Genomic DNA, 24,947 nt, shown 5'->3' with positions numbered 1-24,947 from the left:
GCAGGTAGGAAACTAGGACTTAGTGATCCGGTGGTTCTGTATGGAAGGGCCATCGCTCAACGGATAAAAGGTACTCCGGGGATAACAGGCTGATACCGCCCAAGAGTTCATATCGACGGCGGTGTTTGGCACCTCGATGTCGGCTCATCACATCCTGGGGCTGTAGTCGGTCCCAAGGGTATGGCTGTTCGCCATTTAAAGTGGTACGCGAGCTGGGTTCAGAACGTCGTGAGACAGTTCGGTCCCTATCTGCCATGGGCGTTGGAGATTTGAGAGGGGCTGCTCCTAGTACGAGAGGACCGGAGTGGACGAACCTCTGGTGTTCCGGTTGTCACGCCAGTGGCATTGCCGGGTAGCTATGTTCGGAAGCGATAACCGCTGAAAGCATCTAAGCGGGAAGCGCGCCTCAAGATGAGATCTCCCGGGGCACAAGCCCCCTGAAGGAACCATGTAGACTACGTGGTTGATAGGTCAGGTGTGTAAGTACAGCAATGTATTGAGCTAACTGATACTAATGATCCGAGAGGCTTGACCATATAACCTCAAGTTGCCTTGGCCGACATGACATGTCGATAGATCCAAGTGCACGCTACGTCACAAGACCAAACGAGAGGCAGGCGCTCAGGCGCGTCTCTTTGCAACGCTGGCATCACCATGCCCGCCTCTGCAAAGACACGGCGTCCAGGCGACACTCCAACCGCCTCCCTGGTGAAATTAGCGCTATGGAACCACCCGATCCCATCCCGAACTCGGAAGTGAAACGTAGCTGCGCCGATGGTAGTGTGGCCTAAGCCATGCGAGAGTAGGTCATCGCCAGGGTTTATACCCAAAAACCCCGCTGCGCATGCAGCGGGGTTTTTTCTATTAAGTGAAGGCTCTGCTTTTTTGAGTTCCTTCCGCCCCAAGGGCAAGTACGTGAGCTGGCGCTGCAAGCGCTGCTGCAACCGTCTCCCTGGTGAAATTAGCGCTATGGAACCACCCGATCCCATCCCGAACTCGGAAGTGAAACGTAGCTGCGCCGATGGTAGTGTGGCCTAAGCCATGCGAGAGTAGGTCATCGCCAGGGTTTACATCCAGAACCCCGCTGCTCACGCAGCGGGGTTTTTCTTTGTGCACAGGAAACGACGGGTAGTGCCGGCCGCTGGCCGGCACCCCATGAATCTCACGCAGCTGCACGTGGTTGCCGGCCAGCGGCCGGCACTACCGGGCTCCAGCACTCACGCACAAAAAAGCGGCGCCCAAGGGGGCGCCGCTTTCTTTGGAACTCAACAGCTGGCGGACTTACTTCGGCGCAGTGGCCGGTGCCTTGGCCTTCATCATCGTGTCGCGGGCAGCCTTGAACGGATTGCCTTCGTACCAGTTCGGCCAACGATCACCGCCGGCCAGTTCCTTGCCGACGCCGTACATCAGCTGCAGGTCCTCGACCGTGCCATCCAGCTTCCAGGTCGCCGCGTCATACTCGTCCTTCGGGCCGTGGTAGCGGTTGGAACCGTAGTCGGCGGCCGCCTTGCGGCCCGCCTCGACGCCACCGTCGCGCAGGTCTTCGCCGCCGTCGGCATACAGCGCCGGCACGCCTGCCTTGGCGAAGTTGAAGTGATCCGAACGGAAGTAGAAGCCGCTCTGCACCGAGGTCTCGCCGTGCAGGGTGCGATCCTGGGCTGCAGCCAGCGGCTTGAGGATGTCTTCCAGCTCGGAACTGCCGAAGCCGGTCACCGTCACGTCCTTGGCACGCCCGGCCACCGACATCGCGTCGATGTTGATGACACCGGCGATCTTGTCCAGCGGGAAGGTCGGGTGGGCGACGTAGTACTTCGAACCCAGCAGGCCGGATTCTTCCAGGGTCACCGCCAGGAACACCACCGAACGTTCCGGCTTGGGTTCCTGATGGGCCATGGCTTCGGCTACCTCCAGGATGCCGGCCACACCGGTCGCGTTGTCGACGGCACCGTTGTAGATGTTGTCGCCCTGTTCGCCCTCGTGCTTGCCGAGGTGGTCCCAGTGCGCCATGTACAGCACGGCCTCATCGGCACGCTTGCTGCCAGGCAGTACGCCCACCACGTTGCGCGACTGCTTCTGCGCGACCTTGCTCTTCAGGTCCACCGACGCGGTTGCCTTCAGCGGCACCGGCTTGAAGCCGCGCTTGCTGGCATCCTTGTAAGCCTGGTCCAGATCCAGCCCGGCGCCGGCGAACAGCGCCTTGGCGGCGTCGGCGCTCAACCAGCCCTGCACCGGCAGGCGCGGTTCTGCATCGTCCTTGGCTGGCAGATCGTACTGCGGGCCCGCCCAGGAGTTCTTCACTACGTCCCAGCCGTAGGAAGCGCCCGCAGTGTCATGCACGATAAGCGCGGCGGCGGCGCCCTTGCGCGCTGCTTCCTCGAACTTGTAGGTCCAGCGGCCGTAGTAGGTCATGCGCTTGCCGTCGAACAGCTTTTCATCATCGACATGGAAGCCAGGGTCGTTGACGAACATCACCACCGTCTTGCCCTTCCAGTCCTGGCCGGCGTAATCGTTCCACTTCTGCTCGGGCGCATCGACGCCATAGCCGACGAATACGAGGTCGCTGGCGTCGACCTTCACTTCCGTCTGGCCGGTACGGGTGCCCACCACCATGTCGGTGCCGAACTTCAGTTCGGTGGTCTTGCCGCCTTGGGTGAGGGTGAGCACGGTCGATTCATTGGCCGTGGTCTCGGTCATCGGCACGTCCTGGAACCAGCTGTCGCCGTTGCCGGGCTGCAGGCCGATGCGCTGCATCTGGTCGCGGATGTAGTTGACCGTCAGCTCTTCACCCTTGCTGCCGGGCGAGCGGCCTTCGAACTCATCGGAGGCCAGGGTCTTCACCATCTCGCCAAAGTCGGCGGCGTTGATCGCGGCTGAGAACGTGTGCGGGGCCGGCTTGGCGGCGCTGTCGGCGCTGGACGCCGGAGCCGGGGTGTCTTCGCCTTTGCAGGCGCTGAGCGCGGCCGCAGCGGCCAGGCACAGGAGGAGTTTGCGGGGCATCATCGGTTCCTGGAAACACAAGGGACGGCCGCGCAGCAGGCGCGACCGGTAGGGGGAGTATCGCCCAAGCCGCAGGCTCAGTCGGCCGGGGCCGTATCGGTATCGAAGGGGATCGGGTCGGCGCCGGTGACCGGGCCGATGCGTGCACTGCGGTGGACATACAACACCACTTCGCGCTCGAACAGCAGGCTGCCACTCACCACGGCGTTGGGGCCGATGATGACCCGCGGCTTGCGACTGGCCGTCAGCGAGACGCTGAAGTTCGGCTTGCGCACATGCACGCCGCCACCGACCTGTGAGCCGATGCCCACGGTGATATCGCCATTGACGGTCTCCACGTCCTTGCGCACGCGGCTGCCGACCAGACCGATGCCGCCATTGACGGTTTCCACGCCACCTTCGATCTGGCTGCCCTGGTCGCTGAAGATGCTGCCGTTGACCGTGCTGACATCGCCATGGGCCGTCACTTCGCGGCCGAGGCGGATGCCGCCGTTGACCGTCTCGATGCTGCCGGTGCGGGCACGATCGGCGACCTTGACGCCGCCGTTGACGGTATCGATGCTGCCGGTTTCCACGCCTTCGCCGACACGGATGCCGCCATTGACGGTGTCCAGCTTGCCGTAGCGCTGGCCCGGATCGGCGCTGATGCTGCCGTTGACCTTGCTGACGTCCGCCTGGGCAAAGGCCGGTCCAGTGGCCAGCGCAATGCCCAACAGCAGCGGAATGGAGAGAGCTTTCATGGGAACCTCGTTGTTGTGCGGCTGGCAGGCCGCGTGCGGAGATGTCACCATTCCCCGTACGACTCCGCATCTGCCTGAAGTCACTGGAAAGCCCTTGCGCAACAACGTCTTCCCCTCACGCCGGCATCACATCCCCCCCCTGCGCGGTGGACGTTGCCTGTTGCTGGGAATGGCGCTTGCCCTGGCGCTGCCATTGCCGGGTTCAGCGCAGACTGCTTCGACCCGCGAGGCCGAACGCAAGCTGCAGAAGCTGCGCACCGAGCTGAAGGGCGTGGCGCAGGAGCGCCGGCAGATCGAAGGCCAGCGCGGACAGGCATCGCAGCAGTTGCGCGAGGCCGATGAAAAGGTCGCACGCAGTGGTCGCACGTTGGCCCAGACGGAGTCGGCGCTGCGTGAGCAGAGCAGGGCGCTGGCCGAAGCCGAGCAGCGCCGCACCGCGTTGCAGTCCAACCTGGAAAAACAGAATCAGGAACTGGCTGGCCTGTTGCGTGCGGCCTATCAGCTCGGCAACCACGCGCCACTGAAGCTGCTGCTTTCGCAGGATACGGTTGCTGATGCCAATCGTGCGCTGGCTTATCACCGCTACCTGCAGCGCGAGCGTGCACAGCGGATCACCACGCTGACGGCCGATCTGAAGGAGCTGGAAACACTGCAGACGCAGATCGCCCAGCGCCAGCAGCACCTGCAGGGTACCCAGCGGGAGCAGAAGCAGCAGGCGGCCACGCTCGCGTCGGACCGTCGCGAACGCGCGCAGACCGTGGCTTCGCTGGAAGAACGCTTCAAGGACAAGCGCGAGAAGGAACAGGCACTGGGCCAGGATGCCAAGGCGCTGGAAACCCTGCTGGCCAACCTGCGCGCTGCTGCGGCCCGTGCCGAGGCAGAGCGCCGTGCCGCCGCCCGCAAGGCCGCCGCCGAAAAAGCCGCCGCCGAGCGCGCGGCCCGCCAGGCCGCTGCCGCCGGCCGGCCACCACCGCCGCCGACCAAGGTGCCTCCGGCAGTTGCCTCCGCGCCCGCGCCAAAGGTCGGGGGCCTGGGCTGGCCAGTGTCGGGCAATCTGCTGGCCCGCTATGGCGGCAAACTGCCGGATGGCCGCACCAGCAGCGGCGTATTGATCGGCGCACCCGCCGGAAGCACCGTTACCGCCGTGGCCGACGGCACCGTGGTGTTCTCCGACTGGATGACCGGCTACGGCATGATCCTGATTGTCGACCATGGCAATGGCTACATGAGCCTGTACGCCCACAACGACACCCTGCTGAAGGATGCCGGCGCGCGGGTCAGCCGTGGCGATGCGGTGGCCAAGGTCGGCAACTCCGGTGGCCAGGGCGTGACGGCACTGTACTTCGAGCTGCGCCGTGGTGGGCAACCGGTCAATCCGGACAGCTGGCTGCAGCGGCGCTGAATTCCGCCTGGCCGCAGGAGGCCGGATTCAACGGGAATTTAGCCACGCTTCGCGCATAATCGGTGCATGTGCCTTGGGCACGATGCCATCGTCGACAGGAGTGATCCATGCGCGCAGCCCGTACCGCCACCCTCTTGCTGGCTCTGTTGCCGGCCCTGTCCTGGGCTCAGCAGACCGCCCCCGTTCCGTTGAAGGAAACTCCCGGGAAGGCGGCGAGCAGCGAGGAGGCGGTGACCTCGAAGGTGCCGTTGGACGACATCCGGCGCTTCGTGGCCGTCTACAACGCGGTGCGCGCGGCCTATGTCGATCCGGTCGATGACAACAAGCTGATGCAGTCAGCCGTGCGCGGCCTGCTGCTCGACCTCGATCCGCACAGCACCTACTTCAACAAGGAAGATGCGGAGGCGTTCGACGAGCAGGCCAACGGCGCTTATGAAGGCATCGGCGTCGAGCTGCAGCAGCAGCCGGACAACGCCAGCATGAAGGTCATCTCGCCGATCGACGACACCCCGGCGGCGAAGGCAGGCATCCTCGCCGGTGACCTGATCATCGCCATCGATGGCAAGCCGATCAGCGCGATCGACGCCAGCGAACCGTTGCGTGGTCCGGCCGGCAGCAAGGTGGTGCTGACCATCGTCCGCGACGGCAAGCCCAAGCCGTTCGACGTCAGCCTGACCCGGCAGACCATCCGCGTGACCAGCGTGAAGAGTCGCATGCTCGAACCGGGCTACGGCTACATCCGCCTGAGCACGTTCCAGGCCGACACCGGCTCTGATTTCCAGAAGCACCTGCAGCAGCTGCAGAAACAGTCCGGCGGCAACCTCAAAGGGCTGGTGCTGGATCTGCGCAGCAATCCGGGTGGTCTGCTGACCGCTGCCGTGCAGGTGGCCGATGACCTGCTCGACAAGGGCAACATCGTCAGCACCCGTGGCCGCATCAGCATCAGTGATGCACGCTTCGACGCCACTCCGGGCGACCTGTTGAAGGGCGCGCCGGTGATGGTGCTGGTGGATGCCGGTTCGGCCAGTGCATCGGAAGTGCTGGCCGGTGCGTTGCGCGACAACAAGCGTGCGCGCGTGATCGGCAGCCGCACCTTCGGCAAGGGTTCGGTACAGACGGTATTGCCGCTGGACAACGGTGACTCGGTGAAGCTGACCACGGCACGCTATTACACGCCCAGCGGCAAATCGATCCAGGCGACAGGCATCGTGCCCGAAGTGGAACTGAAGGCCGCACCGACTCCGGAAGACGAGGCATTGCCGGCCAGCCTGAGTGATTACAGCGAAGCGACCCTGCCCGGCCACCTGCGCGGCGACGAGGAAGGTACCGAGGGCTACCACGCCGGTGCCGTTCTGCCGGGCGATGGCCCGATCAACGACGCGCTGGCCGAGCTGAAGAACCCGGGTTCGGTGGCGGCGCGCTTGAAGGCAGACGCCGCGAAGGCCGAAGCGGACAAGGCAGCGAAGGCCGCCGCAAAGCCGGCGCCGAAGGCGGAGCCCAAGGTTGAAGCAAAGCCGGAAGCAAAGCCGGAAGCAAAGCCGGAAGCAAAGCCCGCAGAGATTCCGGCCAAGCCCTGACGGTAGCGCCGGGCCATGCCCGGCATAGGCTCGGGGCGGAAGACGCAGGCGATTGCCGGCCAGCGGCCGGCACTACCCGGGACTCAGAACCCGTGCCGCTTGCGCAGTCGCCGTGCGATTGCCGCGCGCACGTACATGCCGTACACCACGCCGAACACGAAGCCGCCGATGTGCGCCCACCAGGCCACCATGCCGAAGGTCGGGCCGATGTAGGCGAACACCACCTGCAGCGCCGCCCATACGCCGATCAACAGGTAGGCCGGGGCGCGCACGAATTCCAGGAACAGTCCCAGCGGAATCACCACCCCCAGGCGCGCGCCGGGGAACAGCGCCAGATAGGCGCCGATCAATGCCGACACCGCACCGCTGGCACCGATGATGATCTGGTCCGGGCTGCCCATGGTGTAGATCGCGACCAGGTTGGAGATCGCCCCGCCCACCAGGAACAGCAGCAGCAGCCGCCACGGGCCCAGCACCCGCTCGGCGGGCAGGCCGAAGATCAGCAGGAACACCAGGTTGCCCAGCAGGTGCGACCAGTCGGCGTGCAGGAACAGGGCGGTGAACAGGCGCAGCACGCTGCCGTCCTGCAGGGTCGCCCACCAGTCCAGCGGGTGGGTCAAGCCTGTGGAGAGGGCGCCCCAGTCCAGCCACAGGCTTCCGCGGGCGTCGTCCGGGCGCGAGATCGACCACAGGAACGCCAGCCACAGTGCCGCAAACAGCACGGGTGTAGCCCAGCGCAGGGTCGCCTTCTTGCGCGAGGGGAGGGAGACAAACATGGCACTAGCCTAGCGTGCGGGCGCTTTTGGCGGGGAGGGAGCCTGTTCAGCTTTTGCGACGAAGAAAGCGCCAGCGCTGTTATTGTTTCATTAACGGCTCTGGGTAATACTCGCATACGGCGTCGTATGTCGGGAGGGGAATCCGGCGCGCTTCGAAAGGCCATCCGGCCTGACGGGCGCAGGCGCACTCAGAGCACCATCACCGCTTACCGGAGAGAGAACTACGATGCAAACTGCTTCCACCATTGCCCGCCTGACCCTGCTGGCCGTCGGCGTTGCCGGTGCGCTGGCCGCCGCCGACGCCAATGCCGCCGCCTTCCAGCTGAAGGAAAACAGCGCCAAGGGCCTGGGCCGCGCCTTCGCTGGTTCCACCTCTGCCGAAGGCGATGCCTCGGTGGTCGCCACCAACCCGGCTTCGATGCGCCTGCTCGAAGGCACCCAGATCCAGGGTGACGTCAGCGCCATCAGCTTCGGCGCCAAGTTCCGCGGCGAAGGCCGTTACGCCAACGGCGCTCCGATTTCCGGCGGCAACGGCGGCGACGCCGGCATGATCGCCCCGGTCCCGGCTGCGTACTTCCACGTGCCGTTCGGCGAGAAGGACAACATGCACTTCGGCGTGTCGCTGACCGTGCCGTTCGGCTTCAAGACCGAATACGACCGTGACTGGGTCGGCCGCTACAACGGCGTCAAGACCGAACTGCAGGCCATCGACCTGGGTGCGGCCTTCTCCTATGACGTCAACCCGTACCTGTCGTTCGGTGCGTCGGTGTTCGCCGAGCGCCTGAATGTCGACCTGACCAGCGCCGTCGACGGTGGTACCGCCATCAACGCCAGCGCCCAGCAGCGCGCCGCCGCTGCTGCACTGGCTGCTGGCCGCACCCCGGCACAGGCCCAGGCCGCTGCCCAGGCCGCTGGCCGCCAGGCCGCACAGCTCGGCTTCTCGCCGGGCACCGCTGATGGCTACCTGCGCATCAAGGGTGACGAAGTGTCCGTCGGCTACACCCTGGGCATGACCGTCAGCCCGGTGGAAGGCACCAACATCGCCTTCAGCTACCGCTCGGAAGTCGAACACAAGATCACCGACGGCAAGGCCGACTTCACCATGACTCCGGCGGCTGCCGCGTTCCTGGCGCAGGCTGCCCCGGGTACCTTCGTTGACAGCAACGGCCGTGCGAGCATCACCCTGCCGGCCAGCGCCACGGTCAGCTTCACGCACCGCGTGAACGACCAGTGGAAGATCATGGCCGACGTGTCGCGCACTGCATGGAGCAAGTTCGACGAAGTGCGCGTCGACTATGACTCCAACCAGCCCGACAGCGTGCTGCCGTTCCACTACCGCGACACCACCTTCGCTTCGATCGGTACCGAGTACCGTCTGAACGAGCAGCTGACCCTGCGTGGCGGTCTGGCATACGACCAGACCCCGACCACCGACGCCCACCGCGACGTCCGCGTGCCGGATACCACCCGCAAGTGGCTGTCGCTGGGTCTGACCTGGGCGCCGTCGGAGAAGATGGAATACAGCGTGGGCTACACCCACCTGTTCACCAAGGATCCGAACATCAACTCGACCTCCGCTACCGCCAACAACGTTGTCGGCAAGTACAAGGTCACCGGTGACGTGCTGGCTGCGTCGATGCAGTACAAGTTCTGATTCCGGCGATTGCCTGAAGCAGCACGAAGGAGGCCCCGCGCAAGCGGGGCTTCTTTTTTTCCGGGGGGCTGCATCCACGCATGGCGTGGATCTACTGGCTCAATCACGCAGGGCGTGGATCTACGCGACAATAGCGGCATGAACCTGTCCGACCCGAACTTCCAGCTGGAGCTGGCCGCCAACATCGCCGTTGCCGGTTCGATCCTGCTGGCCGGTCGCAACAACGTGCATACGTGGTGGCTGGGCATCGTCGGCTGCGCGCTGTTCGCCGCCGTGTTCAAGCGCTCGCACCTGTACGCGGACATGGTCCTGCAGTTCTTTTTCGTGGTCATCAGCGTGTTCGGCTGGTGGCAGTGGCTGCGTGGCGACCACGGCGCGCCGTTGCCCATCACCCGTTTGCCTGCACGCGCGTGGAGCTGGCTGCTGCCGTTGGCGGTGCTGGCAACCTTCGGCTATGGCTGGATGCTGACCCGCCTGACCAACGCGTATGCGCCCTACATCGACTCGGCGGTGCTGGTGCTGAGCGTGATCGCGCAGATCCTGATGATGCGGCGCAAGCTGGAATCTTGGTGGGTGTGGCTGCTGGTCAATACCATCGCGGTGCCGCTGTACTACAGCCGAGGACTGCATCTGACCTCGATCCTGTACATCGGCTTCTGGATCAACGCGCTGGTGGCATTGCGTCACTGGCGGCACCTGATGCGTGCCGAAGCGAACGCGGGCGCGGCGGCCGATGGCGTTGCCTGATCGGGTACCGCGCGGGTTGGTGGTCGGCAAGTTCTGCCCGCTGCACCTGGGCCACGAGCGGCTGATCGAATTCGCCTCTACACGCTGTAGGCAGCTGCTGGTGATCGGCTGGTCACAGCCTGGCTTTGCCGGCTACAGCGCCGCGCGGCGCGAGCACTGGCTGCGCGCGCGCTTCCCGCAGGCCACCATCGTGGTACTTGATGATGCGCGTCTGGCCGCGATGTGCGAGCAGCAGGGTGTGGCGGTGCGCAAGCTGCCGCAGGACACGGACAGCGAGCAGGTGCAACGTGCATTCACTGCATGGCTGTGCGTGATGTTGTTCGGTGGACCGGTGCAGGCGGTGTTTACGGGTGAGGACTATGGCGATGGTTTTGCCGCGGCCCTGGCGCAGCATTTCAATGCTCCGGTGCAGCATCATCGGCTGGAGCGTTCAACCGACATCGGCCAGGCCAGTGGTACGGAACTGCGCGCAGACCCGCATGCGCATCGGCACAGCCTGAGCGGGTCGGTGTATGCCGACCACGTGCAACGCGTGGCGTTCATCGGCGGTGAGTCCACCGGCAAGAGCACGTTGGCGCGGGTGCTGGCCGAACGCCTGGGCACGGCATGGGTGCCGGAGTTCGGGCGTACGTTGTGGGAACAACAGGGTGGTGAGCTGCGGGCGCAGGATCTGCTGCGCATCGCTGCGACCCAGCCGCAGCACGAGGACCAGGCCGCGCCGCACGCGCATCGTTGGTTGTTCTGCGATACCACGCCGTTGGTGACGCTGGGCTACAGCGGCTGGATGTTCGGCACAGCGCCAGAACCGCTGCAGCGGGCCGCAGCGCGTGCGTACGACCTGCTGTTCCTGTGCGCGCCGGATATTCCGTTCGAGCAGGATGGGACGCGGGTAGGGGAGGATTTCCGTCTACGACAGCACGCGTGGTACCTGCAGCAGTTGCAGGCGCGTGGGGTCGAGTACGTGTTGCTGGAAGGTGATCTGGAGACGAGGATTGCGCGGGTGCAGTGCGAGCTGGTGAAGCGGGCGGACCACCGGTTCAGTGTCGTCCCGCATCTGTAGAGCCAGGCCATGCTCGACTTGCACGGTGCAGCCGAGCATGGGCTCGGCTCTACAGAAACCAGAAGCATAAAAAAACCCCGCTTTCGCGGGGTTTCTCGTTCACTGCATGACGCCTGGAATCAGTCGCCCAGGGTCAGCAGCGAGGCATTGCCGCCGGCGGCGGTGGTGTTCACCGTCACCGTCTTTTCGGTGGCGAAACGCAGCAGGTAGTGCGGGCCGCCAGCCTTCGGGCCGGTGCCGGACAGGCCCTGGCCACCGAACGGCTGCACGCCGACCACCGCACCGATCTGGTTGCGGTTGACGTAGACGTTGCCGACGTGGACGCCGTTGCTGATGCGGTCGACGGTTTCGTCGATGCGCGAATGCACGCCCAGGGTGAGGCCGTAGCCGGTTGCATTGATCTGGTCGATCACCGCGTCGAGCTGGTCGCCCTTCCAGCGGATCACGTGCAGCACCGGCCCGAAGATCTCCTTCTGCAGCTGGCCCAGGTCCTTCAGCTCATACGCGCGCGGTGCGAAGAAGGTGCCGTTGGCCGCTTCGGCGGACAGTTCGGCGGCGGCGATCAGGCGTGCTTCGCGGTCCATGCGCTCAGCGTGGTCCTGCAGGATCTTCAGCGCATCGGCGTCGATCACCGGGCCGACGTCGGTGGACAGCAGGCCGGGGTTGCCGACCTTCAGTTCCTTCATCGCGCCGGCCAGCATCGTCATCACCTTGTCGGCGATGTCGTCCTGCACGAACAGAACGCGTGCGGCCGAGCAACGCTGGCCGGCGGAGGTGAAGGCCGAACCGATCGCATCCTTGACCAGCTGTTCCGGCAGCGCCGAGGAGTCGGCGATGAAGGCGTTCTGGCCACCAGTCTCGGCGATCAATACACCGATGGCGGCATCACGTGCGGCCATCGCGCGGTTGATCGCACGGGCGGTCTCGGTGGAGCCGGTGAAGGCCACGCCGGCCACGCGCGGGTCGGCGGTCAGTGCGGCACCTACGGTAGCGCCGTCGCCCGGCAGGTACTGCACCACCTCGGCCGGCACGCCGGCATCGTGCAGCAGCTTCACGGCGTAGTAGCCGATCAGGTTGGTCTGCTCGGCCGGCTTGGCGATGACGCTGTTGCCGGCGGCCAGCGCCGCAGCCACCTGGCCCAGGAAGATCGCCAGCGGGAAGTTCCACGGGCTGATGCAGACGAAGACGCCGCGGCCATGCAGCTGCAGTTCGTTGGATTCACCGGTCGGGCTCGGCAGCTTCTCGGCGTGGCTGAACTGCTCGCGCGCCTGCTTGGCGTAGTAGCGCAGGAAGTCCACCGCTTCGCGCACTTCGGCGATGCCGTCGGGCAGGCTCTTGCCGGCTTCCTTCACGCACAGCGCCATGAATTCGGGCATGCGCGCTTCCAGCTGGTCGGCGGCGTGCTCGAGGATGGCGGCGCGGCTGGCGGCCGGGGTACGGTTCCAGGCCGGCTGCGCGGCCACGGCATTGGCCAGCGCCTTCTGCACCGTGGCGGCATCGGCGGCCTGCCACTGACCGACCACGTCGCGGGTGTCGGCCGGGTTGGTCACCGGCAGCGATGCGCCGGTCGGGTTCGCACCCGGCACCAGCGGCGCAGCCTGCCACGGCTTGACTGCTGCGTTGAGCTGCTCGGCCAGGGCGCGCAGTTCGTTGTCGTTGGCGAGATTGGCGCCCATGGAGTTCTTCCTGTCGTGGTTCTGGCTGCGCAGCAGGTCAACCGGCAGCGGGATCTTGGGATGCGGAATCGATTCGAACGAGGACACCATCTCGACCGGGTCGCGGACCAGGTCGGCGATCGGCACGCGCTCGTCGGTGATGCGGTTGACGAAGCTGGAGTTGGCGCCGTTTTCCAGCAGGCGGCGCACCAGGTACGGCAGCAGGTCTTCATGCGAGCCGACCGGGGCGTACACGCGGCAGGGCAGGTTCAGGCGGTCGGCCGGCACCACTTCGGCGTACAGGTCGTCGCCCATGCCGTGCAGCTTCTGGTGCTCGTACACGCCGCCGTTGGCGATGCTGCGCACTGCCGCAATGGTGTGCGCGTTGTGCGTGGCGAACATCGGGTAGATCGCGTCGGCATGGGTAAACAGACGCTTGGCACAGGCCAGGTAGGACACGTCGGTGTTCTGCTTGCGGGTGAACACCGGGTAGCCGGCATAGCCTTCGATCTGCGCACGCTTGATCTCGGCGTCCCAGTAGGCGCCCTTGACCAGGCGCACCTGCAGGCGACGACCGGCGCGGCGGGCCATGTCGGCCAGATGATCGATGGTGTACGGGGTACGCTTCTGGTACGCCTGCACGACCACGCCGAAGCCATCCCAGCCGGCCAGCGAGGCATCGGAGAACACCTGTTCGATGATGTCCAGCGACAGTTCCAGGCGGTCCGATTCTTCGGCGTCGACGGTGCAGCCGATGCCGTAGCTCTTGGCCAGCTGCGCCAGTTCCAGCACGCCGGGCACCAGGTCCTTCAGCACGCGCGCGCGCTTGGCGTGCTCGTAGCGCGGGTACAGCGCCGACAGCTTGATGGAGATGCCCGGGGCATTGTTGACGTCGCCGTCCGCGCGGCCACCACGTGCCTTGTGGTCACCACCGATGGCGTGGATCGCACGACGGTAGTCTTCCAGGTAGCGCAGCGCGTCCTTCATGGTCAGCGCGCCTTCGCCCAGCATGTCGAACGAATAGCGGTAGCTGGCGTTGTCGCCCTTGTGCGAGCGCGACAGCGCCTCGCTGATGGTGCGGCCCATCACGAACTGGTGGCCCATGATCTTCATCGCCTGGCGCACGGCCAGGCGCACCACCGGCTCACCGACGCGGCCGACCAGACGCTTGAACGCACTGGGCGCATCGGCGCGGGTGGCGTCATTCATCTGCACCAGCTTGCCGGTCAGCATCAGGCCCCAGGTGGAGGCGTTGACCAGCACCGAGTCGCTGCCGCCCAGGTGCTTTTCCCAGTCCGCATCGGCCAGCTTGTCGCGGATCAGCTTGTCGGCGGTCTCCTGGTCCGGAATGCGCAGCAGCGCCTCGGCCACGCACATCAGCAGCACGCCTTCCTCGCTGCCCAGGTCGTACTGGCGCATGAAGGCTTCGATCGCGCCCTGGTCCTTTGCGCGCACGCGCACGCGGGCGACCAGGTCGGCGGCCAGCGCCTGCACCTTGGCCTGCTCGTCGGCCGGCAGGCGTGCCTGCGCCAGCAGCTCGCGCACATGGCTGGCCTCGTCCTTCAGCCAGCCATCGGTAATGGCCTGGCGGAACGGGTTGGGAGACGCCGGCAGTTCCGGCGACAGCAGCGCCGAGGGACGCGGAGCGTCGCTGGCGGCAATGGGAGAGGAGGGTGCGTTCATGCCGGTCCGGCCAGTGGAAAACTTGGCGATTTTAATCATTTTTTCGACTTCAGGAAGGCCCGCGCAGCCACCTTCATGAATGCTGATAGCCCCTAGCGGTGGTGGATTCAGCGTGTTCAGCAAAGTCGGGCTGTTTTGTGCCGAATTCGTCATCCGTGCCGTTGAGGTCATGCTGTGTTGCAGCATCGGAAAAAGTGTGAATGCACCCTTGCTACTGGCGAGAGGGCAGGGCTACCATCGAGACGTTTCCCGCGGCAGGAACGCGGTTGCGACATGATCGAGGTGCTTACAGCTCCGGATGGGTCAGGTACGCAGCTGCGACTGCGTCCCCCACGGGCGCTCGATGCCCGGCAGTTCGTCCTGTTGTTTGCTGTGTTGTCGGGAGTGATGTGGCTGGTGTCCGCCTTCGGGTGGGTGGCCGGCAACGCATTCGCCCCCCTGTTCGCGCTGCTGTACAGCCTGTTGCTGGCAGCTGCGTTGCGCGCGTTGTGGCGCAGCGGTGAACGGCAGGAGGAGATCCGGGTAGTGCCGGCGTACGTGGAGGTCATCCCCGTAGCCGGTGGATCGCCGGTGTTCCGGGCCCACCCGCACTGGGTGCGCCTGCTCACCGACGACCAGAGGGTCCGGCTGGCATCCAGCGGCCGGCAGGTGGAGGTGGGGAGTTTCCTCGCGCCGGCCGAACGTCAAACGCTTGTTGAAACGCTTGAAGATTTGCTCGCCGCCAGCGATGGCGGCAACCGACGACGCTAAGGGTCTAGGCAATGAAGCAAAGCAGAGGGTGGGGCACGAAGTGCGTTGCAATGGCCGCCGCGATGGGGGCCCTGCTGTCGATGCCGGGGACGGCGCTGGCCCAGGCGGCCGATCCAAAGCCGTGGCAGTTGAACATGGGCAAGGGGGTGACCCAGACCTCGCGCCTGGCCTGGGAGTCGAACAACCTCTCGCTGATCGTCTGTACGGTGATCGGCGTGATCGTGTTCGGCGCCATGGCCTACGCGATGTTCAAGTTCCGCAAGTCCAAGGGCGCGGTCGCCGCCACCTTCAGCCACAACACCAAGGCCGAGGTGATCTGGACGGTGATCCCGGTGATCATCCTGGTGGTGATGGCGTGGCCGGCCACGGCCAACCTGATCAAGATGTACGACACCCGCGATGCCGAGATGACGGTCAAGGTCACCGGCTACCAGTGGATGTGGAAGTACGAGTACCTGGGCGAGAACGTGACCTTCACCAGCCGCCTGGACCGCGAGTCCGACCGCATGCGGCAGAGTGGCAAGGTGCCGACCCGCGAGAGCCATCCGCACTACCTGCTGGATGTCGACAACCGGCTGGTACTGCCGGTGGACACCAAGGTGCGCTTCGTCATCACCTCCGACGATGTGATCCACGCCTGGTGGGTGCCGGCGCTGGGCTGGAAGCAGGACGCGATTCCGGGCTTCATCAACGAAGCCTGGACCAGCATCGAGCAGCCCGGCGTCTACCGCGGCCAGTGCGCGGAGCTGTGCGGCAAGGACCATGGCTTCATGCCGATCGTGGTCGAGGCGGTGTCCAAAGAGGACTTCAAGCAGTGGCTGGCGCAGCGCAAACCGGCGCCTGCACCGGTGACGCCTGCCGCGCCCGCCGAACCCACCGCGCCTGCCGGTGAAACGCCGCAGCCAGCAGCACCGGCCGCCGCCGAGGCCGGCAACGCGCCTGCCGCGGCGGCCAGCGGAGCCTGATGTAACTGTCCGCGGCCGTGTCGCGGCCGCGGCGACAACCGATCCTGAGAGGTGTTTTGCAATGGCGCACTCGGCAGTTGGGCACGACGATCACCATCATCCGCAGAGCTTCTTCGAGCGTTGGTTCTTCTCGACCAACCACAAGGACATCGGCACGCTGTACCTGGGTTTCAGCTTCATCATGTTCGTCATCGGCGCGTTCATGAGCGTGCTGATCCGGCTGGAACTGGCCCAGCCCGGCATCCAGTACATCCGCCCGGAAATCTTCAACCAGCTGACCACCGTGCACGCGCTGGTGATGATCTTCGGCGGCGTGATGCCGGCCTTCGTCGGCCTGGCCAACTGGATGATCCCGCTGCAGATCGGCGCGCCGGACATGGCGCTGCCGCGCATGAACAACTGGTCGTTCTGGCTGTTGCCGGTGGCCTTCAGCCTGCTGCTGCTGACCTTCCTGCTGCCCGGTGGCGCGCCGGCCGGCGGCTGGACGCTGTACCCGCCGCTGTCGCTGCAGGGCGGCTACAACGTCGCGTTCACCGTGTTCGCCATCCACGTCGCCGGCATCAGCTCGATCATGGGCGCGATCAACATCATCGCCACCGTGCTCAACATGCGTGCGCCCGGCATCGACCTGCTGAAGATGCCGATCTTCTGCTGGGCCTGGCTGATCACTGCGTTCCTGCTGATCGCGGTGATGCCGGTGCTGGCCGGTGCGGTGACGATGCTGCTGACCGACAAGTTCTTCGGCACCAGCTTCTTCAATGCGGCCGGTGGTGGCGACCCGGTGATGTTCCAGCACATCTTCTGGTTCTTCGGCCATCCCGAGGTCTACATCATGATCCTGCCCGCCTTCGGCGTGGTCAGCGAGATCATCCCGACCTTCAGCCGCAAGCCGCTGTTCGGCTACCAGGCGATGGTCTACGCCACCGCGGCGATCGCGTTCCTGTCGTTCATTGTCTGGGCCCACCACATGTTCACCGTGGGCATGCCGCTGGGTGGCGAGATCTACTTCATGTTCGCCACGATGCTGATCTCCATCCCGACCGGGGTGAAGGTGTTCAACTGGGTCAGCACCATGTGGCGTGGCTCGCTCACGTTCGAAGCCCCGATGCTGTGGTCGGTGGCGTTCGTCATCCTGTTCACCATCGGCGGCTTCTCCGGCCTGATGCTGGCGATCGTGGCCGCCGACTTCCAGTATCACGACACTTACTTCGTGGTTGCCCACTTCCACTACGTGCTGGTGACCGGCGCAGTGTTCGCACTGATTGCGGCGGTGTACTACTGGTGGCCGAAGTGGACCGGGCGCATGTACAGCGAGAAGTGGGCCAAGGTGCATTTCTGGTGGTCGATCGTGTTCGTCAACCTGCTGTTCTTCCCGCAGCACTTCCTGGGCCTGGCCGGCATGCCGCGGCGCATTCCCGATTACTCGGTGGCGTTCGCCGACTGGAACCTGATCAGCTCGATCGGCGCATTCGGCATGTTCGCCACGCCGTTCATGATGGCCGCGATCCTGCTGTCCTCGCTGCGCAACGGCGAGAAGGCCGAAGCACGCAGCTGGGAAGGTGCGCGCGGCCTGGAGTGGACGCTGCCGTCGCCGGCACCGGCGCACACCTTCACTACGCCGCCGACCATCCGCCCGGGTGACCTGGCTCACGACGACATCACGCATTGAGGTGGGGCATGCATAACGAGAGCCCGCTGCAGACCTGTAGAGCCGAGCCATGCTCGGCTGACGAAAAGCAGCCGAGCATGGCTCGGCTCTACCCGAGCGACAGCCAGATCCACGGCATCGAGCTGCAGCGTCAGCGCGCCAAGCGCACCGCGTTGTGGGTGGGCGCGATCGCTGTGCTGGTCTACGTCGGTTTCATCCTCAGCGGCGTGATCGGTCGATGAGCGAAACGCCGGCCACCGCTCCGTCACGCAGCGCCGGCCTGCCGCGCTTGATTGGCGTTGCAGTAGTGGTGTTCCTGCTGACGTTCTCGCTGGTGCCGCTGTATCGCATCGCCTGCGAAAAAGTGTTCGGCGTGCGCCTGGAGCGTGGCCCGGGCGGCGAAGCCAGCACCGGTGCCGCCAGTGGCAAGCGCACGGTGCGGGTGGAATTCGATGGCGGGGTCAATTCACGGCTGCCGTGGTCGTTCCATCCCGAGCAGCTGACCATGGATGTGGTGCCTGGTGAGCTCAACGAGGCGCTGTACTTCGCCCGCAACGACAGCCAGCAGGCCGTGGTCGGCAGCGCAGTGCCTTCGGTGGCACCGGCGCGCGCGTCAGGGTTCTTCAGCAAGACCGAGTGCTTCTGCTTCACTGCGCAGACGCTGCAGGCCGGCGAGAAGCGCGATATGCCGGTGCGCTTCATCGTCGATCCGGACCTGCCGCCGGAGATCCGGACGATCACCTTGTCCTACACCTTCTACCGCAACGATGCGTTGTCCGATCGGCTGGCTCCGGCCGCCACCTCGGAAGGCGCCCACGCTGCTCCCTGACCCGGATACCGACCATGGCCCAGACACCTACCGACGCCAACGTGTACTTCGTTCCGGCCCAGAGCAAATGGCCGTTCGTCGGTTCCATCGCGATGATGGTGACCATGGTCGGCGTGGCCAGCTGGCTCAATGACGCCAGCTGGGGCCGCTGGACCTTCTACATCGGCGTGGCGATGCTGGTGCTGACCCTGTTCTGGTGGTTCAGCGATGTGGTGCGCGAGTCGCAGGCCGGCAACTACAACCGGCAGGTGGACGGTTCGTTCCGGATGGGGATGGTCTGGTTCATCTTCTCCGAAGTGATGTTCTTCGGTGCCTTCTTCGGTGCGCTGTTCTACACCCGCCACCTCGGCCTGTCGTGGTTGAGCGGCGAAGGGCGCGGGGTGATGACCAACGAGCTGCTGTGGCAGGGCTATTCGGCTGGCTGGCCGACCAACGGCCCGGCAGCGATCGGTGGCGCGTTCCAGACCATTCCGGCCTGGGGCCTGCCGCTGATCAATACGCTGATCCTGCTGACCTCGGGCGTGACCCTGACCATCGCCCACCATGCGCTGAAGGCGGGCAAGCGTCGCCAGCTGCTGACCTGGCTGGGCCTGACCGTACTGCTCGGCCTGGGCTTCCTGACGCTGCAGGCGGAGGAGTACATCCACGCCTACAAGGAACTGAACCTGACGCTCGGCTCGGGCATCTACGGCTCCACCTTCTTCATGCTGACCGGTTTCCACGGCGCACACGTGCTGCTGGGCACGATCATGCTGATCGTGATGTGGCTGCGCTCGGCAAAGGGGCATTTCACCCGCGACAACCATTTCGCTTTCGAAGCAGCCGCGTGGTACTGGCACTTCGTCGACGTGGTGTGGCTGATGCTGTTCCTGTTCGTCTACGTGCTTTGACCACGCAGGCGTCGGCAGCTGCAACCGCCGACGCTGCCTGGTGTGATGTGGCGTCAGCCGCCGATGCCGTGCGGTTTGATCCAGCCCATGTAGATGCACACGATCACCAGTACGATCAACGCCACCGACACTCCGATGCGGCGGGTCAGTGCATTGACCGTGCGCTTGGTCTGGCCGCGGTCCACCAGCAGGTAATACAGGCCGGCGCCCAGATTCCAGACGATGACGATCAGAAACGCGACTACCAGCAGGGTCTTCAGCGAATCACTCATGCGCGGCTCGAGGGCAGGGTGGATGCGCCTATCTGACCGCGTTTGCGCGGACTTGTCATGATGCGCCAGCACACGCGCCTGATCGGATGGCTGATGGCCGTGCTGGCAATGGCCGGATTCACTGCGCTTGGGCTCTGGCAGCTGCAGCGGATGCACGCCAAACAGGCGCTGCTGGATGCACAGGGCCCGGCGGTGGCGCAGGCGATGCCGTTGGCGCAGGCACTGTCCGCGCAGGGCGCGCTGCATGGCGTGGCCGATCACGGCCGCTTTCTGCCGGGCGTGGTGCTGCTGGACAACCAGACCCGCCACGGTCGCGCCGGAGTGAAAATCTATCGTCCGTTCCGCAGTGATGCGGGCAGCGTGTTGCTGGTGGACCTGGGCTGGCGCGCGCTGCCGCCCGACCGCAGGTTGCCGGTGGTGCCGGCACCGCCGTCGCCGGTGGACGTACGTGGCCTGTTGGCGCCGCCTCCCTCGGCCGGGCTGGCGCTGGGCCCGGCGTTCACCACCACCGATGTTGCTGGCCGTTGGCTCGCCAGTCGCCTTCCCGCCGATGGCCTCGCCGCTGCGCTGGGCCTGCCGTCGTTGCCCGACCGCGTGCTGCGGCTGGACCCGGCGTTGCCGTTCGGCGATGAGCGCGATCTCGACCTGCTGCCGAACACACTGCCGCCGCAGCGTCACCTGGGTTACGCCGTGCAGTGGTTCGGCCTGGCGCTGACCGTGCTGGTGGTGGCGCTGGTGCTGGAATGGCGCAGAAGGCGTCCCGTTGCCCGGTAGTGCCGGCCGCTGGCCGGCATCCCTTTCCCAACCATGAGAAAATGCCCCGCATGAACACTGCTACCTCCCCGCAGGCGCGCGGCAACGGCCGCCGGACCCTGGTGCTGCTGTTCGCCGTTTTCTTCGGGGCGATGGCGCTGGCCGCCATCCTGCGTTTCTCCGGCTGGCAGCCGACCGCACATCGCAACAGCGGGCAATTGCTGAACCCGCCGGTGGATCTGCGCCAGCAACCGCCCACGCTGGCCAATGGCGCGGCCTATCCCTGGAATCCCGACGCGCGCACGTGGCGCCTGCTGGTGGCACCGGCCGGTGCCTGCGACGCGCAGTGCGTCACTTTGTCGCAGGGACTGGGCAAGGTGTGGCAGCTGTTCGGCCATAACGCCGATAATGTCGAGATCCTGTGGCTGGGAACGCCACCGGCGTCGATCGCCTCGCTGCCCGCGCTGCGGCCGCTGGCCCCGTCGCCAGCCCTGCGCGCGGCGTTGCCCGGCGTCGATGATCCGGCAGGTCTGCCGGTCTACGTGATCGATCCGAACGGCTTCGTGATCATGCGTCATGCCCCCGGGAGCGATCTCGGCGGCCTGCGCAAGGACATGGCCACGTTGCTGAAACTGAAGTGAGTCCCGTTTGATGAGCCTTTCCGCGCGTCCGGCGCTGCACCGCAATTTCCACCGCCTGGCGTGGTTCGCCATGATCATGACCGCGAGCACGATCATGTTCGGCGCCTTCGTGCGCCTGTCCGATGCCGGCCTGAGCTGCCCGGACTGGCCGACCTGCTATGGGCAGGCGACATGGCCGCAGCACGTGGAAGAGACCATCGGGCATCCGGCGGCGGAGATCCGTCCGCTGGAAACACACAAGGCCTGGCGTGAGCAGGTGCACCGCTTCCTGGCCGGCGCGCTCGGCATCGAGATCCTGACCCTGGCCCTGCTGGCTACGCGCAAGCGACGATTCGGAAGCACGGCGGTGGTGACCGCCTGCGTGCTGGTGGCGGCCGGCATACCGCTGTACATGATGGGATGGCATGGCACCGCCAGCGCGCTGGCGCTGATCGGCGAAGCCATCCTGCTGATCGCGGCACTGCGCTGGAGCAACATCGACCTGGCCCGCGCCGCGCTGCTGACGCTGGCGGTGGTGATCTTCCAGGCCCTGCTGGGCATGTGGACGGTGACCCTGCTGCTCAAACCCATCGTGGTGATGGGCCATCTGCTGGGCGGCATGCTGATGTTCGCGCTGCTGGTGTGGATGGCCTGGCGTGCAACGCACATGCCGATCACCCTGGCCGAGGCACCGAAGCTGAAGTGGCTGCTGCGCATCGGTGTGGCGGTGCTGGTCACCCAGATCGCGCTCGGCGGCTGGGTCAGCGCCAACTACGCCGCCTTGGCGTGCGGCGGCGGCAGTGCCTCGCTGGACAACTTCCCGCGCTGCGCCAACCAGTGGTGGCCGCAGCACAACTTCGCCGAGGGCTTCACCCTGTGGCGCGGCATTGGCGTGGACTACGAAGGCGGCGTGCTCGACGGTGCGTCGCGCATCGCCATCCAGATGGCCCATCGCCTGTTCGCGATTGTCGTTGCCGTCTACATGCTGTGGCTGGGCCTGCGCCTGTTCCGGCTGCCGAGCATGCGTGGCTGGGCCTCGGCCCTGGTCGCGCTGCTGGTGCTGCAGATCACCCTCGGCATCCTCAATGTGAAGCTTGCACTGCCGCTGGAAGTGGCAGTGGCGCACAACGGCGTTGCCGTTGCCCTGTTGTTTGTATTGGTCAGCCTGCTGGCTCGCCTGCGTGCCCCGGACTGATTCCATGTTTTCCAACTATCGCCAGTACTGGGACCTGACCAAACCCAAGGTCGTCGCCCTTATCGTCTTCACTGCCCTGGTCGGCATGGTCCTGGCCATTCCGGGCGTGCCCAGCTGGGAGCAGGTGCGTGCCGGCCTGCTCGGCTTCCTCGGCATCTGGCTTGCCGCCTCTGCAGCTGCGGCCATCAACCAGCTGCTGGATGCGCACATCGATGCGCAGATGGCGCGTACCTCCTGGCGTCCGCTGGTGGTGGGCAAGGTCAAGCCGTGGCAGGTGCTGGTGTTCGCCGGTGTGCTGATTGTGCTGTCGATGGCGATCCTGGTGCTGTGGGTGAACTGGATCACCGCAGTACTGACCTTCGCTTCGCTGATCGGCTATGCGGTGATCTACACCGTGTACCTGAAGCGCGCGACCTCGCAGAACATCGTCATTGGTGGTCTGGCCGGTGCGATGCCGCCGATGCTGGGCTGGGCGGCGGTGACCGGCATGCAGGGCTCGTCGGACTGGGCGTACTCGTCGCTGCTGGTACTGATCATCTTCATCTGGACGCCGCCGCACTTCTGGGCGCTGGCGATCTTCCGTCGCGAGGACTACGCCAAGGCGAAGATCCCGATGTTGCCGGTCACCCATGGCGTGGTGCATACGCGCAAACAGATCATGGCGTACTCGGTAGTGCTGGCGCTGGTCTGCCTGCTGCCTTATCTGGTCGGCATGAGCGGGGCGTTCTACCTGGGCGGCGCGATCGTGCTCAACGCCGTGTTCCTCTGGTACGCCTGGCGCATGCTGAACCCGCCGGATGAGCTGTTCTCGATGAAGATGTTCAGCTACTCCATCGTCTACCTGATGGCGCTGTTCGCCTTCCTGCTGGTGGATCATTGGATCCTGCCCTGGCTGTGATGGGTTGACGCATCCACGCATGGCGTGGATCTACCCGGGTATCAGCCGAGCACGGGCTCGGCTCTACAGTAGAGCCACGCCATGCGTGGATGGTTTCCCGCAGCAGCCCGAGCGTTCAGTAGATCCACGCCATGCGTGGATGGTTTCCCTCAGCAGCCCGAGCGTTCAGTAGATCCACGCCATGCGTGGATGATTTCCCGCAGCAGCCCGAGCGCTCAGTAGATCCACGCCATGCGTGGATGATTTCCCGCAGCAGCCCGAGCGTTCAATAGATCCACGCCATGCGTGGATGGGTTTCCGGTTGGGTCAGGGCTTGCGCCTGGCATACCGCTGCGCGATCACGCCGCAGACGATCAGCTGGATCTGGTGGTAGATCATCACCGGCAGCACGATTGCGCCGAGGCTGCCGCCAGCGAACAGCACCTTGGCGATCGGCACACCCGTGGCCAGGCTCTTCTTCGAGCCGCAGAACACGATGGCGATCTCGTCTTCGCGGTTGAAGCGCAGGCGGCGGGCAATGAAGGTGATCAGCGGCATGGCGATGCCGAGCAGTACCGCCGCCACCACCGCCACCGCGAACAGCGAGAGCAGGGGTGTCTTGCTCCACAACCCTTCGGTGACCGCTTCGCCGAACGCCGAGTACACCACCAGCAGGATGGTGGCCTGGTCGGTGTAGCGCAGCAGCGCGCGCTGCTTCTCCACCCAGCCGGCGATCCACGGCCGCAACAGGTGACCGGCCACGAACGGCACCAGCAACTGCAGCATGATGCCGCCGATGGCATGCAGCGGGTCGTGCACGCCGCCAGAGGTACCGGCCAGCGCGGTCAGCAGCAGTGGCGTCAGGAACACACCGAGGATGCTCGACAGCGAGGCACTGCACACGGCCGCCGGCACGTTGCCGCGCGCCATCGAGGTGAACGCGATCGACGACTGCACGGTGGACGGCAGGGTGCACAGGAACAGCACGCCCAGGTACAGCTCGGGCGTCAGCAGCCAGCCCGACAACGGCTTGAACAACAGCCCCAGCAGCGGGAACAGGAGGAAGGTACAGGCGAGGATCGTCAGGTGCAGGCGCCAGTGCAGCATGCCGCCGATGATTGATTCGCGCGGCAGGCGTGCGCCGTGCAGGAAGAACAGCGCGGCGATGGCGACCGTAGTGACATCGTCGAGCACCAGGGCGGCGGCGCCTTTCATCGGCAGCAGCGAGGCCAGGCCGACGGTGCACAGCAGGGCGAGGGTGAAGTTGTCCGGTCGCAGGCGCGACCACCAGCGGGTCATGGTGGATAGGCTCCTTGGTGCGGGGGATTCCCCCGGGAATCAGGGGGTGGGAGAAGGGATCGCCAGGCGCTCGCGGGTGGCCGCTTCCAGCGACTTCAGGCCGGCACGTTGGCCCAGTTGCAGCGCCTGTTCCGGGCTGGCCTGTTCGTAACGTGCGTTGACCAGCCCGAGCACAGCACCGGCGCGGTTGCCTGAGGCGCAGTGCAGCAGCACCGGCCCCTGGCTCTGCTGCAGCGCGTGGTGCACGGCGCGCACATTGGCGGCATCCAGGCCTTCGGCCCCGGCCACCGGGATACGCACATAGCGCAGGCCCAGCGCTTCGGCCTCGCGTGTTTCATCGAAGCCGCGATCTTCATCGGCTTGGCGCAGGTCGATCACCGTGCGTACGCCCTGTGCTGCCAGTTCGCGCAGTTGCGCGGCGGTGGGCTGGCCGCCGGCGTACAGGCCTGGGCGGACCTCAGCAAAGGTGGGGTCCGCAGCCCAGGCTGGCAGAACCGGGCAGAGCGACAACAACAGCAGGCAGGTCAGGCGCAGCAGCATGGTCTCTCCGGGGATGTG

The 24,947-nt window shown here is 65.6% G+C and carries 22 protein-coding genes and 3 rRNA genes (1 of these 25 only partly in view); 18 read left to right on the top strand and 7 right to left on the bottom strand.

Annotation, left to right across the window (positions count from 1 at the left end; all coding sequences use genetic code 11):
* The 3 genes from HUT07_RS17870 to rrf (HUT07_RS17860) form a co-directional block, all read left to right on the top strand.
* Positions 1–536 (top strand): 23S ribosomal RNA (locus tag HUT07_RS17870); it begins 2,345 nt to the left of the window's first position.
* A 168-nt stretch (positions 537–704) separates the two neighbouring features.
* A 5S ribosomal RNA gene (gene rrf / locus HUT07_RS17865) occupies positions 705–819 on the top strand.
* 132 nt (positions 820–951) lie between these two features.
* Positions 952–1,066 (top strand): 5S ribosomal RNA (gene rrf, locus HUT07_RS17860).
* 215 nt (positions 1,067–1,281) lie between these two features.
* Here rrf (HUT07_RS17860) and HUT07_RS17855 read toward each other — a convergent pair.
* Positions 1,282–2,997 (bottom strand): M28 family metallopeptidase, encoded by a 1,716-nt coding sequence (locus HUT07_RS17855; RefSeq protein ID WP_176022046.1) that lies wholly within the window; start codon positions 2,995–2,997, stop codon positions 1,282–1,284.
* Positions 2,998–3,074: 77 nt separating this feature from the next.
* Positions 3,075–3,737, bottom strand: a complete 663-nt coding sequence (locus HUT07_RS17850; RefSeq protein WP_176022045.1) for a hypothetical protein — start codon at positions 3,735–3,737, stop codon at positions 3,075–3,077.
* Positions 3,738–3,906: 169 nt separating this feature from the next.
* Here HUT07_RS17850 and HUT07_RS17845 point away from each other — a divergent pair, with 169 nt between their 5' ends.
* Together HUT07_RS17845 and HUT07_RS17840 are read left to right on the top strand one after the other, a co-directional pair.
* Positions 3,907–5,139, top strand: a complete 1,233-nt coding sequence (locus tag HUT07_RS17845) for a peptidoglycan DD-metalloendopeptidase family protein (RefSeq protein ID WP_303246015.1) — start codon at positions 3,907–3,909, stop codon at positions 5,137–5,139.
* Between the two features lie 107 nt (positions 5,140–5,246).
* Complete coding sequence (locus HUT07_RS17840; protein WP_176022043.1) at positions 5,247–6,716, top strand: S41 family peptidase; 1,470 nt, start codon at positions 5,247–5,249, stop codon at positions 6,714–6,716.
* An 83-nt stretch (positions 6,717–6,799) separates the two neighbouring features.
* Here the strand turns inward: HUT07_RS17840 and HUT07_RS17835 are convergent, their stop codons facing one another.
* The gene (locus tag HUT07_RS17835; protein WP_025878304.1) at positions 6,800–7,492 is read right to left on the bottom strand and encodes a rhomboid family intramembrane serine protease; all 693 of its coding nucleotides are present in this window, start codon (positions 7,490–7,492) and stop codon (positions 6,800–6,802) included.
* 226 nt (positions 7,493–7,718) lie between these two features.
* On the opposite strand from HUT07_RS17835, the gene HUT07_RS17830 reads away from it, so the two are divergent.
* The 3 genes from HUT07_RS17830 (at position 7,719) to HUT07_RS17820 (ending at position 10,953) form a co-directional block, all read left to right on the top strand.
* Positions 7,719–9,146 carry an outer membrane protein transport protein gene (locus HUT07_RS17830; RefSeq protein ID WP_176022042.1) on the top strand — a complete coding sequence of 476 codons (1,428 nt, stop codon included), beginning with the start codon at positions 7,719–7,721 and terminating at the stop codon, positions 9,144–9,146.
* A 138-nt stretch (positions 9,147–9,284) separates the two neighbouring features.
* A complete protein-coding gene (gene pnuC, locus HUT07_RS17825; protein WP_176022041.1) occupies positions 9,285–9,893 on the top strand; it encodes a nicotinamide riboside transporter PnuC in 609 nt (202 codons plus the stop codon).
* Positions 9,880–10,953 carry an AAA family ATPase gene (locus HUT07_RS17820; RefSeq protein ID WP_176022040.1) on the top strand — a complete coding sequence of 358 codons (1,074 nt, stop codon included), beginning with the start codon at positions 9,880–9,882 and terminating at the stop codon, positions 10,951–10,953. Before pnuC ends, HUT07_RS17820 begins: the two co-directional genes overlap by 14 nt.
* Positions 10,954–11,072: 119 nt before the next feature.
* On the opposite strand, the gene putA is transcribed toward HUT07_RS17820, so the two are convergent.
* Positions 11,073–14,291 (bottom strand): bifunctional proline dehydrogenase/L-glutamate gamma-semialdehyde dehydrogenase PutA, encoded by a 3,219-nt coding sequence (putA, locus tag HUT07_RS17815; RefSeq protein WP_176022039.1) that lies wholly within the window; start codon positions 14,289–14,291, stop codon positions 11,073–11,075.
* 273 nt (positions 14,292–14,564) lie between these two features.
* Here putA and HUT07_RS17810 point away from each other — a divergent pair, with 273 nt between their 5' ends.
* From HUT07_RS17810 to HUT07_RS17785, 6 genes are all read left to right on the top strand, one after another.
* Entirely contained in the window at positions 14,565–15,041 is a 477-nt protein-coding gene (locus tag HUT07_RS17810; RefSeq protein ID WP_176022038.1) for a DUF2244 domain-containing protein, read from the top strand.
* An 11-nt stretch (positions 15,042–15,052) separates the two neighbouring features.
* The gene (gene coxB / locus HUT07_RS17805; protein WP_176022037.1) at positions 15,053–16,006 is read left to right on the top strand and encodes a cytochrome c oxidase subunit II; all 954 of its coding nucleotides are present in this window, start codon (positions 15,053–15,055) and stop codon (positions 16,004–16,006) included.
* A 61-nt stretch (positions 16,007–16,067) separates the two neighbouring features.
* Positions 16,068–17,675, top strand: coding sequence for a cytochrome c oxidase subunit I (gene ctaD / locus HUT07_RS17800; protein WP_176022036.1), 1,608 nt, complete (start codon positions 16,068–16,070; stop codon positions 17,673–17,675).
* Between the two features lie 8 nt (positions 17,676–17,683).
* The gene (locus tag HUT07_RS17795; protein WP_176022035.1) at positions 17,684–17,896 is read left to right on the top strand and encodes a hypothetical protein; all 213 of its coding nucleotides are present in this window, start codon (positions 17,684–17,686) and stop codon (positions 17,894–17,896) included.
* A complete protein-coding gene (locus HUT07_RS17790; RefSeq protein WP_176022034.1) occupies positions 17,893–18,483 on the top strand; it encodes a cytochrome c oxidase assembly protein in 591 nt (196 codons plus the stop codon). The genes HUT07_RS17795 and HUT07_RS17790 overlap by 4 nt, the downstream gene beginning before the upstream one ends.
* A 14-nt stretch (positions 18,484–18,497) precedes the next feature.
* Entirely contained in the window at positions 18,498–19,373 is an 876-nt protein-coding gene (locus HUT07_RS17785) for a cytochrome c oxidase subunit 3 (RefSeq protein WP_176022033.1), read from the top strand.
* 53 nt (positions 19,374–19,426) lie between these two features.
* Here the strand turns inward: HUT07_RS17785 and HUT07_RS17780 are convergent, their stop codons facing one another.
* Entirely contained in the window at positions 19,427–19,645 is a 219-nt protein-coding gene (locus HUT07_RS17780) for a twin transmembrane helix small protein (protein ID WP_176022032.1), read from the bottom strand.
* Positions 19,646–19,702: 57 nt separating this feature from the next.
* On the opposite strand from HUT07_RS17780, the gene HUT07_RS17775 reads away from it, so the two are divergent.
* Genes HUT07_RS17775 through cyoE form a run of 4 tightly spaced genes read left to right on the top strand, consistent with a single transcriptional unit; the run spans position 19,703 to position 23,111 of the window.
* Positions 19,703–20,419: an SURF1 family protein gene (locus tag HUT07_RS17775; protein ID WP_176022031.1), complete on the top strand. Its 717-nt coding sequence runs from the start codon at positions 19,703–19,705 to the stop codon at positions 20,417–20,419.
* Between the two features lie 50 nt (positions 20,420–20,469).
* Positions 20,470–21,039: a hypothetical protein gene (locus HUT07_RS17770; RefSeq protein ID WP_176022030.1), complete on the top strand. Its 570-nt coding sequence runs from the start codon at positions 20,470–20,472 to the stop codon at positions 21,037–21,039.
* 10 nt (positions 21,040–21,049) lie between these two features.
* Positions 21,050–22,213: a COX15/CtaA family protein gene (locus HUT07_RS17765; RefSeq protein ID WP_176022029.1), complete on the top strand. Its 1,164-nt coding sequence runs from the start codon at positions 21,050–21,052 to the stop codon at positions 22,211–22,213.
* Positions 22,214–22,217: 4 nt separating this feature from the next.
* Complete coding sequence (cyoE, locus tag HUT07_RS17760; protein WP_176022028.1) at positions 22,218–23,111, top strand: heme o synthase; 894 nt, start codon at positions 22,218–22,220, stop codon at positions 23,109–23,111.
* 306 nt (positions 23,112–23,417) lie between these two features.
* Here cyoE and HUT07_RS17755 read toward each other — a convergent pair whose 3' ends face one another.
* Both HUT07_RS17755 and HUT07_RS17750 read right to left on the bottom strand, forming a co-directional pair.
* Complete coding sequence (locus HUT07_RS17755) at positions 23,418–24,389, bottom strand: bile acid:sodium symporter family protein (RefSeq protein WP_176022027.1); 972 nt, start codon at positions 24,387–24,389, stop codon at positions 23,418–23,420.
* A 39-nt stretch (positions 24,390–24,428) separates the two neighbouring features.
* The gene (locus HUT07_RS17750) at positions 24,429–24,929 is read right to left on the bottom strand and encodes a protein tyrosine phosphatase family protein (protein WP_176022026.1); all 501 of its coding nucleotides are present in this window, start codon (positions 24,927–24,929) and stop codon (positions 24,429–24,431) included.
* Between the last annotated feature and the right edge of the window lie 18 nt (positions 24,930–24,947).

Origin of the sequence: Stenotrophomonas sp. NA06056 (assembly GCF_013364355.1) — a bacterium.
In the GTDB taxonomy this organism is placed as follows: Bacteria; Pseudomonadota; Gammaproteobacteria; order Xanthomonadales; family Xanthomonadaceae; genus Stenotrophomonas.
The sequence above is the reverse complement of the archived record's forward strand: the minus strand, read 5'-3'. Positions and strand labels throughout refer to the sequence as shown.

Bases quoted from the DNA above. Each gene is read 5' to 3' on its own strand.
- HUT07_RS17770 (WP_176022030.1), top strand. From the start codon at position 20,470: ATGAACACTGCTACCTCCCCGCAGGCGCGCGGCAACGGCCGCCGGACC.
- pnuC (WP_176022041.1), top strand. From the start codon at position 9,285: ATGAACCTGTCCGACCCGAACTTCCAGCTGGAGCTGGCCGCCAACATC.
- HUT07_RS17790 (WP_176022034.1), top strand. From the start codon at position 17,893: ATGAGCGAAACGCCGGCCACCGCTCCGTCACGCAGCGCCGGCCTGCCG.
- HUT07_RS17780 (WP_176022032.1), bottom strand. From the start codon at position 19,645: ATGAGTGATTCGCTGAAGACCCTGCTGGTAGTCGCGTTTCTGATCGTC.
- coxB (WP_176022037.1), top strand. From the start codon at position 15,053: ATGAAGCAAAGCAGAGGGTGGGGCACGAAGTGCGTTGCAATGGCCGCC.
- HUT07_RS17835 (WP_025878304.1), bottom strand. From the start codon at position 7,492: ATGTTTGTCTCCCTCCCCTCGCGCAAGAAGGCGACCCTGCGCTGGGCT.
- putA (WP_176022039.1), bottom strand. From the start codon at position 14,291: ATGAACGCACCCTCCTCTCCCATTGCCGCCAGCGACGCTCCGCGTCCC.
- HUT07_RS17765 (WP_176022029.1), top strand. From the start codon at position 21,050: ATGAGCCTTTCCGCGCGTCCGGCGCTGCACCGCAATTTCCACCGCCTG.
- HUT07_RS17820 (WP_176022040.1), top strand. From the start codon at position 9,880: ATGGCGTTGCCTGATCGGGTACCGCGCGGGTTGGTGGTCGGCAAGTTC.
- HUT07_RS17845 (WP_303246015.1), top strand. From the start codon at position 3,907: ATGGCGCTTGCCCTGGCGCTGCCATTGCCGGGTTCAGCGCAGACTGCT.
- HUT07_RS17840 (WP_176022043.1), top strand. From the start codon at position 5,247: ATGCGCGCAGCCCGTACCGCCACCCTCTTGCTGGCTCTGTTGCCGGCC.
- cyoE (WP_176022028.1), top strand. From the start codon at position 22,218: ATGTTTTCCAACTATCGCCAGTACTGGGACCTGACCAAACCCAAGGTC.
- HUT07_RS17850 (WP_176022045.1), bottom strand. From the start codon at position 3,737: ATGAAAGCTCTCTCCATTCCGCTGCTGTTGGGCATTGCGCTGGCCACT.
- HUT07_RS17755 (WP_176022027.1), bottom strand. From the start codon at position 24,389: ATGACCCGCTGGTGGTCGCGCCTGCGACCGGACAACTTCACCCTCGCC.
- HUT07_RS17795 (WP_176022035.1), top strand. From the start codon at position 17,684: ATGCATAACGAGAGCCCGCTGCAGACCTGTAGAGCCGAGCCATGCTCG.
- ctaD (WP_176022036.1), top strand. From the start codon at position 16,068: ATGGCGCACTCGGCAGTTGGGCACGACGATCACCATCATCCGCAGAGC.
- HUT07_RS17830 (WP_176022042.1), top strand. From the start codon at position 7,719: ATGCAAACTGCTTCCACCATTGCCCGCCTGACCCTGCTGGCCGTCGGC.
- HUT07_RS17750 (WP_176022026.1), bottom strand. From the start codon at position 24,929: ATGCTGCTGCGCCTGACCTGCCTGCTGTTGTTGTCGCTCTGCCCGGTT.
- HUT07_RS17810 (WP_176022038.1), top strand. From the start codon at position 14,565: ATGATCGAGGTGCTTACAGCTCCGGATGGGTCAGGTACGCAGCTGCGA.
- HUT07_RS17775 (WP_176022031.1), top strand. From the start codon at position 19,703: ATGATGCGCCAGCACACGCGCCTGATCGGATGGCTGATGGCCGTGCTG.
- HUT07_RS17855 (WP_176022046.1), bottom strand. From the start codon at position 2,997: ATGCCCCGCAAACTCCTCCTGTGCCTGGCCGCTGCGGCCGCGCTCAGC.
- HUT07_RS17785 (WP_176022033.1), top strand. From the start codon at position 18,498: ATGGCCCAGACACCTACCGACGCCAACGTGTACTTCGTTCCGGCCCAG.